Origin of the sequence: Actinomadura sp. HBU206391 (assembly GCF_014323665.1) — a bacterium.
Lineage (GTDB): Bacteria > Actinomycetota > Actinomycetes > Streptosporangiales > Streptosporangiaceae > Actinomadura_C.
This window is the reverse complement of record NZ_JABVEB010000558.1, coordinates 1-1205: the sequence shown is the minus strand read 5'-3', so window position 1 is coordinate 1205 and position 1205 is coordinate 1. Positions and strand designations below refer to the sequence as shown.

At 71.9% G+C, this 1205-nt stretch carries 2 protein-coding genes; one reads left to right on the top strand and one right to left on the bottom strand.

Annotated features, from left to right (window positions below):
• Positions 1–400 (top strand): amidohydrolase family protein (locus HKK72_RS39395; RefSeq protein WP_187239451.1); only part of this gene is annotated, 400 nt, incomplete at its 5' end.
• A gap of 22 nt (positions 401–422) precedes the next feature.
• Here the strand turns inward: HKK72_RS39395 and HKK72_RS39390 are convergent.
• Complete coding sequence (locus HKK72_RS39390) at positions 423–1136, bottom strand: metal-dependent hydrolase (RefSeq protein WP_187239450.1); 714 nt, start codon at positions 1134–1136, stop codon at positions 423–425.
• Positions 1137–1205 lie beyond the last annotated feature (69 nt).

Genomic DNA, 1205 nt, shown 5'->3' with positions numbered 1-1205 from the left:
CGGATCGGCGTCCAACGACCAGGCGTCGCTGTGGCTGGAATCGCGCATGGCGCTGCTGCTCGGCCGCCAGCGCGCTGGAGCGCGTGGAATGACCTCCCGCGAGGTGCTCGACATCGGCACCCGCGGCGGCGCGGCGTGCCTCGGCCGGGCCGGTGAGCTCGGGGAGCTCTCGGTCGGAGCCGTGGGCGACCTGGTGTGCTGGCCGCTCGACGGGCTCGCCCATTCCGGAGCGCTGACCGACCCCGTGGAGGCGTGGCTGCGCTGCGGCCCGATCGCCGCCAGGCACACCGTGGTGGCAGGGCGGGCGGTGGTCGAGGACGGCGCGCTGACGGTACCCGGCGCCGATGAGGTCCTCCGGCGGCATCGGGCCGCGGCGGCGCGCCTTCAGGACGTGACCTGACCGGGCGCGACGCCCGGCCGGGTCAGGATCTCAGCAGGCTGGTGATCTCGTCGCCGAGCGCGGACCGGACGGCGAGAATGGTGATCGCGAGCGTGAGCAGCGGCGCCATCACCCAGCGTTCGGTCCTGCCGTTGGTGCGCGAGATGAGCGGGATCTCGACCGACCGCTGCACCGGCCAGAACACCGGGCAGCCACGGGGGGTCAGGCAGTCGCCGACCACATGGGCCAGGCAGCCGAGCGTGACGGCGTAGCCGACGTACCGCATGTCGACGTCGCGCATCAGGTAGACGATCGCACCCGCGAGCAGGGCGTTCATCAGCCCGGTGAGGTTGTCGCTCTTCTGGAACCCGATGCCGATGCCGCGCAGGCCCAGGCCGACGACGAAGAAGAGAATCCCCCACCACACGTGCACGGCGTGGGTGGCCGTCCAGTCGGTCAGGTAGCCCGCGCCGACCGCGAACGCCACCGAGTGCGTCGCGTGCCGGTGACCGCCCGAGATCGCGCCCACGACCTTGCAGAGCACCTGGGTGATCGGGCCGTAGGTGTTGGCGATCGTCCCGTCGTGGTGGTCGAGGTCGGGCAGCAGCGCCGCGCCCGCGCAGACCACGGCGCCCGCCACCACCTGCTCGGCGGACAGGCTCACCGCGAAGGAGCCGAGGAGAGCCTCGTTCGTCACCAGCGGAACCGCGGCCAGCCACGCCGCGGTTCCGCTGAGCGCGTGCGTGTACCCCATCATGTGCTGTTGATCCGTTTCGTGGCCCGGCGGAACGGCGGAACCATAACTTCGCTCATGGTCAAGGGCCCA